This is a genomic window from Trueperella sp. (assembly GCF_043424875.1).
Taxonomy (GTDB): Bacteria; Actinomycetota; Actinomycetes; order Actinomycetales; family Actinomycetaceae; genus Trueperella.
In genome coordinates this window covers 1-6,256 of the sequence record NZ_JBHWPL010000054.1, presented here as the reverse complement: position 1 = coordinate 6,256, position 6,256 = coordinate 1, and the positions used below count along the sequence as shown (strand labels likewise).

The window sequence follows — 6,256 nt, the reverse complement described above, 5'->3', positions numbered from 1 at the left end:
CTACTGTAGTTATTTACGACTGCATCCCCTGATAGGAACTGCACCCACCCCCACGACTTTTGCACCCATCCAGCCGCAGCGTGCACCCTACTAGCGCCTTGTATCAAGATGAACGTCTAAGAAACCATAAGAGGCTTTCTGCAATCGGCGTCCTCGTAAACGCCGTCAGGCAGGTCAAGCCAGAGGTTTGTTAGTTCGGCCAGGCCGCCCTTCGGGGCGGCTTTTGGCGTTTCTGGGCCGCTGCGGCGCGCTGTCGCGGCCTGAGTGGCGGCGCGGGCGGCCTCGGGTGTTGCGCCCGCTGTGAGGGCTTCCCAGCCGCGTTCGGCGGCGAGAAGTTCCCGTAGCGGAGACCGGATGTCGTCACCGACAACCTTGTCGTGAGCGACGTAGACGTGGGCCAAGATCGCCTGGTTGAGCTTGGCCTCGTTGTTCTCCTTGCCGTGGCCCTCGACTTCGTCACCTCCAAGCGGAAGTAGGCGCAGTCCATTAACAGGATCCTCTCCTGAGCTAGGGATAAAGAGTGCGGGGTAGCTGGTTGGCTGCCCCGCACTTCTGTGTTCGACCTTGTGGTGGTCCTGTTCGGCCTACAACAAATGCCCAGGCGCAACATCCTCCACCGCCACGTCAGGCGGCAATTCACGCAGGATCTTGGCGGGATTACCAACGGCGATGACGTTCGCTGGCAGGTCGCGAGTCACCACCGAGCCAGCGCCCACAACCGTGTTATCCCCAATGGTGACTCCGCCGATCACGATGACGCCCGCGCCGAGCCACACATTGTCTCCAATCGTGATCGGGCTTCCGCCCTCCCAACTGGCGGCACGCGGCGTCGGCTCGAGAGGATGCCACGCCGTACTCAACTGCACACGTGGTGCAATCTGGCAGTTCTTGCCAATGGTAATAGGCGCAACATCGAGGAAGATGCAGTCGTAGTTGACGAACGTGCCGTCGCCAATCGAAATGTGCCTCCCATAGTCGACTCGGAATGGCCGACGAATCATGATGCCGTCACCCATCTCGCCAAGCAAATTCTCCAGTGCCTTTCGCTGGTTCTCGGTGTCGGTATCGTGAGTCTCGTTGAAAAGCTGCTGGTAGAGCATGGCATGCGCGAAGTTCTCCGAGAACACAGGCCCTTCAACCTGATACAGCTCTCCGGCCAACATGCGGTCAAACTGCTCGCGACTGCGCTCGCGCTCCTGCCTGGCAAGCTTCTTCCTTTTCCTCATGCCTACCTATCTCGATGACGGACGATCGTCAGTGACGAACGCTCTTCGCGGTCTGATCTCAGCGACACCACGATCTCCACGGCAAATTAATACCCTCTCCAGCCTAGTGCCTAGGCAGTGGCAACTCTCGCAGTCTCCCCACTATCTTTTTTCCACAGTTTCAGGTGTAATAAATACATGAACGAACTACCTATTCAAGAATCCCATTCCTGCGGCTGCGGACACACCCACACCGACATCCCGGTGCTCGACGCCCGCGAACTCGCTCCGGCTATCCGTCACGGGGCAATCCTCGGTGCGATTTCCCAGCTCAAGCCAGGTGGCTCGATGAACCTCATCGCTCCGCACAACCCCGTCCCCCTCCTCGACCAAGTAACAGCAGCGAACGGTGACGCCATCGCAATCAGCTACGTATCCGAAGACCCGTGGACTGTTAAGTTCACCCGCACGGCGTAACGCCACATGCCATCCAGCCGCATCGTCTTCCTCATCCTTGGCGGGATATGTCTTCTGGCGGGACTAAACGCCGCGTTCCTTCAGTTGGGAACGTGGGCACCAATCTCTTCCGCAGACGACGACGCTCACGGTCTCGTCATGACCCTGGGCTTTCTTGGCGCGCTGATTTCGTTAGAAAGAGCCCAAGCGCTTGCTCATAGGGATCCGAGCAAGCGCTGGGCCTACCTCGCTCCGGGGCTCTTAGGTCTCGGAGGGCTCGTCCATGCGGTTGGCGGCCCAGGCACGACGGTTGGCATGATCGGCCAGCTCCTCATGGTGGAGGGCGCCATCGCTTTTGTCCTTGTTTACGTCTACCTGTGGAAACGCGCACCCCTCACTCTGGTCGCAACACAAATCCTCAGTGCGGTCGCAGCACTTTCTGCCGCGCTCCTGTCACTGGCTTTTGAAAACTCGGCTCTCATCCCGCTTCTCTCCGCGTTTCTCATCATCACTATCGCCGCAGAACGTGCTGAGCTCGCGCAGCTGAGTATGGGGCCGCGAGCCGTCCCCACCCTGCTTGCAACGTCGAGCGCACTCCTCGTATTTGCTACGGCCTCGCTGCTCTGGCCGATCCCAGCGTCACGAGCATTTGGCTTCGCCCAGCTAGCCATCGCGTTCTGGTTACTCAAAGACGACGTCCCTCGCCGGCTCATCAGATCCACCGGCCTCCATCGCTTCACAGCATTCGCGCTGCTGTTCGGTTACCTCTGGCTCATCGTGGGAGCCCTGACGTGGATTATCACTGGCGGCCAGGTAGGTACCGTTTACTACGACGTCGTTATCCATACGGTTTTCGTCGGCTTCGCCATCGCCATGATAATGGCGCACGCTCCGGTCATCTTCCCTGCCGTCATGGGAATTCCCGTGCCCTACCGGACCTTTATGTGGGTGCCGCTCGTGCTGCTTAACCTTGGCCTTGCAATGAGAGTTTTCGGAGAAATTCTCGACGGCCAAGGAACGATCTGGCAGCACGGCGGAATCCTTAACATCGTGGCAATCTTGTTGTTCCTCGTGTCTGTCGTGGGGGCGGCGATGACTGGTAACCGCGGATCTTCCCAGGAGGCTCGGAAGGCGGCTCGCAACCGACCCACCGGCGTCGCCGAAAAGAGCACGCAATGAATATCGGATCGTCTCCCAATGATCACCCGCGCGGTAGTCACGGCGGGCGCACTACCGCCGCCCCTTCCGCTAAGCGTGTGCGCCGACTGCGCGACTCCGTGGCTCTCGTTTGGCTCATCGCGGCCCTCTTTGTGGTGCCGCTGAATCACCTCATCCCGGCCTCCGATTGGCTCCTTATCCACCTCATCCTGCTCGGCGCTCTCACACATTCGGCGATGGTGTGGTCCGAGTATTTCGCCCACACGTTGCTTAAAACCCGTGCGACCCCGGACGATGAACGCGCGCAAGACCAGCGCATCGGCGTGCTGGGCGTGGGCGCACTTCTTGTGCTTGTTGGCTTCCCGGCCGACCAGTGGCTCATCGTCCTTGCGGGCGCACTGTTCGTAGCCGCAGCGATGGCCTGGCATATTGCGCACCTCCTCAAAAAGTTCCGCGCTGCACTTCCAGGCAGGTTCCGCGTCGTCATCCGTTATTACGTGACCGCCGCCTGCATGCTCCCGATTGGTGCCACCTTTGGGGCCGTTTTGGCATTCGGAGTGAACGACGAATGGCGCGGCCGCCTCATGATCACGCACATGGTGTTCAACCTGCTCGGCTGGATCGGCCTCACGGTGATCGGTACGCTTCTGACTTTCTGGCCCACGATGATCCGAGCCCGGATGGATCCCCACGCTGAAAAGTACGCGCGGCAGAGCTACCCGCTGTTCTTGCTCGGTATCGCAGTCATGTCGGCGGGCGCGCTGAGCGGGGTCCAACTCCTGTCTCTCGTAGGTCTAGCTACCTATACCGCCGGTTTAGTCTGGTGGGGCAGGGCGCTCATAGCCCCGCTTAGGCAGAAGGGTTTAGTCGAGTTTGCGCCGACGTCGGTCGGTGTTTCAATGCTGTGGGCTTCCGTTGGTCTGGTCTGGGTGGGCTATCTTCTGGCGACGTCGACAAACTGGTCGGAAGTGACTGACAAACTTCCAACTGTCGCCGCAGTCTTTGTGGTGGGCTTCGCGCTGCAACTGCTTTTGGGAGCACTCAGCTATCTGATCCCGATGCTCATTGGTCGCGGACCCGCGATGACGAGAGCCGCCCAAGGGCCCCTTAACGCGGGCGGCGCATTCCGCATCATCGTCCCGAATGTGGCGTTGCTGGTGTGGTTGGCGCCCGTCCCAGACATGGTCAGACACGCCATGATCGCTCTGGCTCTCATCACGTTCGCATCTTTCTTTCCCGTACTAGTAGCAGCCATACGAGCTGCTCTTGCAGCCAAGGAGAAATCCCATGAAAGACGTTAAAACGCCATCGATGTGGTCCGGCATCAGTGTCGTCGCTGCCCTGTGCGCGATTCTTCTAGCTGTCGCTATTGGCGTTATGTGGAATCCGTCGGCCGCGAATCTCCCCGCCCGCGACTTAGGCGGTGCGCAGCCAAGCCAGACCGGCGTCGTCGAACCAACCGGGGAAACAAGTGAAGTGACGATTGTTGCCAACGACGACATGTCGTATACGCCCAGCCGCATCGAAGTGCCGGCGGGCAATAGGCTCGTCGTCACGTTGGAGAACCACGATCCGCTCAACGGCCACGACCTCGTGATCGGTGAGCATGAGACGGGGCGCGTTCAGCCGGGGGAGACCGCGGTGCTTGACGCCGGCGTTATCACGGAATCGATCCAGGGCTACTGCTCCGTTGCGGGTCACAAGCAAATGGGAATGACGATCGACATTGTGGTTATCGAGCCGGCTGCGGGTACGTCCGACGGCGGACCCGGCACGGCTTCCGACGCTCATTCCGGGCACAGCGCTCCCGTGGCAATCCCTGATGGCGATGGCGAGATCAACGAGCCGATATCGGCGGAACTTCCCGCGCTCGCGACGGACGAAGGGCCAGTGACTCATGAGGTCACACTGACCGTCACCGAGGTTCCCCTCGAGGTAGCGCCCGGCCTGTACCAAACACGCTGGACGTTCAACGGCAGCGGGGTAGGGCCTACCCTTCATGGGCGCGTGGGGGACACGTTCAAAGTCACGCTCATTAATGACGGCACTATCGGCCATTCCATTGACTTCCACGCGGGTGCACTCGCCCCCGACGAGCCCATGCGAACGATCGCACCCGGCGAGGAACTCGTCTACACCTTCACCGCGAACCGTGCGGGAATATGGATGTATCACTGCTCCACGGCACCGATGTCCACCCACATCGCCGCGGGTATGCACGGCGCCGTTGTGATCGAACCCGAAGGTTTAGAACCGGTGGATAAACAATTCGTGCTCGTCCAGTCTGAGGTCTACCTTGCCAGCGCGGCACATTCGGCCGCCGAGGCCGAGGAGCTCGATGCGGACAAAATCGCAACTGGCACCCCGGATCGAGTGGTCTTTAACGGCATCGCGAATCAGTATGACCAGGAAATGTTCGAGGTCGTCACCGACGAGCGTGTGCGCTTCTGGGTGCTCGATGCTGGCCCAAACGTGCCGCTGAGCTTCCATATCGTCGGCGGACAATTCGACACGTTATGGACCGAGGGCGCCTACCACATCAAGCAGGGCGCCAGTGCTTGGGGATCCGACGACGGCGGTGCCCAAGTACTTTCCCTGCTCCCGGCCGAGGGTGGTTTCGTTGAGCTGACCTTCCCGGAGGCAGGGCACTACTCGGTGGTCAACCACATCATGTCCGAAGCCGAACGTGGTGCGCACGGAATTGTCAAGGTAACGGATCCGACTAAGTAGCTGTTGCTCGCGACTTTGTGCCGCTACGAGGTGCTGAGGGCCACGTCTGTTTAGCGCTCGCGGCCGCGGCGAACGGCAGCGCGAGGAGCGCGAAAATGACGAACCAAGCCGCATAGTTGAGCGCGCCGAGCCAGATCGAGTCCATGTAGGTCTCGCCTGTGGCAGTGGATTGGTTACCTTCGGTTACCGGATATCTTGCCAGCACGCCGTAGCCGTAGAGTGGGGTGAATTTCGCGATCGAGAGCAGAATTCCAGATAGCGGTGTAAAGATGTTGGCGGCGAAGCCGAAAAGCACAAGGAGGCCGACCGCTATCGACACTGCAATCTCGGAGCGGAAAATCAGGGCGATGGCAACCCCATAAAGTACAAACATGGGGGAGAGTACCAAGATAATCGCAAAGGAAAGTATCCCCGGCCAAAACTCTGATTCGGCTGACATCAGATGACCCACGATGTAAAGCGCCGTCAGTGGAGCGCTCGACCCCGAGCCGAGCTGTTCTGCCACGCGCGATGTCGTTCCTTGGCTCGTACCAAGCTCGGCACGAAGGGTACGCACCATCCTAACTGCAGCGGCTTTCTCTTCAGCCAAGTAGCGGCGTCCCTTGTTCTTGTGTTGGGGCATGGCTCCATTCTCCATCCGTAACTCTGGAGCCTCCAACAAACCCAGGGCGCTTCATTCGGTCCGTTGACGGGGGCTTAGATTCGAC

At 59.9% G+C, this 6,256-nt stretch carries 5 protein-coding genes and 1 pseudogene; 4 read left to right on the top strand and 2 right to left on the bottom strand.

The window, feature by feature from the left end:
• Nucleotides 1-584 precede the first annotated feature (584 nt).
• A complete protein-coding gene (locus tag ACHFFR_RS05535; RefSeq protein WP_394263277.1) occupies nt 585-1,226 on the bottom strand; it encodes a sugar O-acetyltransferase in 642 nt (213 codons plus the stop codon).
• A gap of 177 nt (nt 1,227-1,403) precedes the next feature.
• Between ACHFFR_RS05535 and ACHFFR_RS05530 the strand changes: the two genes are divergently transcribed.
• The 4 genes from ACHFFR_RS05530 (at nt 1,404) to ACHFFR_RS05515 (ending at nt 5,549) form a co-directional block, all read left to right on the top strand.
• Complete coding sequence (locus ACHFFR_RS05530) at nt 1,404-1,682, top strand: DUF2249 domain-containing protein (RefSeq protein ID WP_270973534.1); 279 nt, start codon at nt 1,404-1,406, stop codon at nt 1,680-1,682.
• Between the two features lie 6 nt (nt 1,683-1,688).
• Nucleotides 1,689-2,840 (top strand): hypothetical protein, encoded by a 1,152-nt coding sequence (locus tag ACHFFR_RS05525; RefSeq protein ID WP_394263276.1) that lies wholly within the window; start codon nt 1,689-1,691, stop codon nt 2,838-2,840.
• 77 nt (nt 2,841-2,917) lie between these two features.
• On the top strand, nt 2,918-4,120 hold the full coding sequence (locus tag ACHFFR_RS05520; protein WP_394263275.1) for a hypothetical protein: 1,203 nt from the start codon (nt 2,918-2,920) through the stop codon (nt 4,118-4,120).
• Nucleotides 4,107-5,549, top strand: coding sequence for a multicopper oxidase domain-containing protein (locus ACHFFR_RS05515; protein WP_394263274.1), 1,443 nt, complete (start codon nt 4,107-4,109; stop codon nt 5,547-5,549). The genes ACHFFR_RS05520 and ACHFFR_RS05515 overlap by 14 nt, the downstream gene beginning before the upstream one ends.
• 481 nt (nt 5,550-6,030) lie before the next feature.
• Here ACHFFR_RS05515 and ACHFFR_RS05510 read toward each other — a convergent pair.
• Nucleotides 6,031-6,171: pseudogene (locus ACHFFR_RS05510) on the bottom strand (IS3 family transposase); the annotation flags it as partial.
• Nucleotides 6,172-6,256 lie beyond the last annotated feature (85 nt).

What these genes read in the sequence shown, in the direction of transcription:
- ACHFFR_RS05535 (WP_394263277.1), bottom strand. Translation starts at nt 1,226, where the DNA reads ATGAGGAAAAGGAAGAAGCTTGCCAGGCAGGAGCGCGAGCGCAGTCGC.
- ACHFFR_RS05530 (WP_270973534.1), top strand. Translation starts at nt 1,404, where the DNA reads ATGAACGAACTACCTATTCAAGAATCCCATTCCTGCGGCTGCGGACAC.
- ACHFFR_RS05525 (WP_394263276.1), top strand. Translation starts at nt 1,689, where the DNA reads ATGCCATCCAGCCGCATCGTCTTCCTCATCCTTGGCGGGATATGTCTT.
- ACHFFR_RS05515 (WP_394263274.1), top strand. Translation starts at nt 4,107, where the DNA reads ATGAAAGACGTTAAAACGCCATCGATGTGGTCCGGCATCAGTGTCGTC.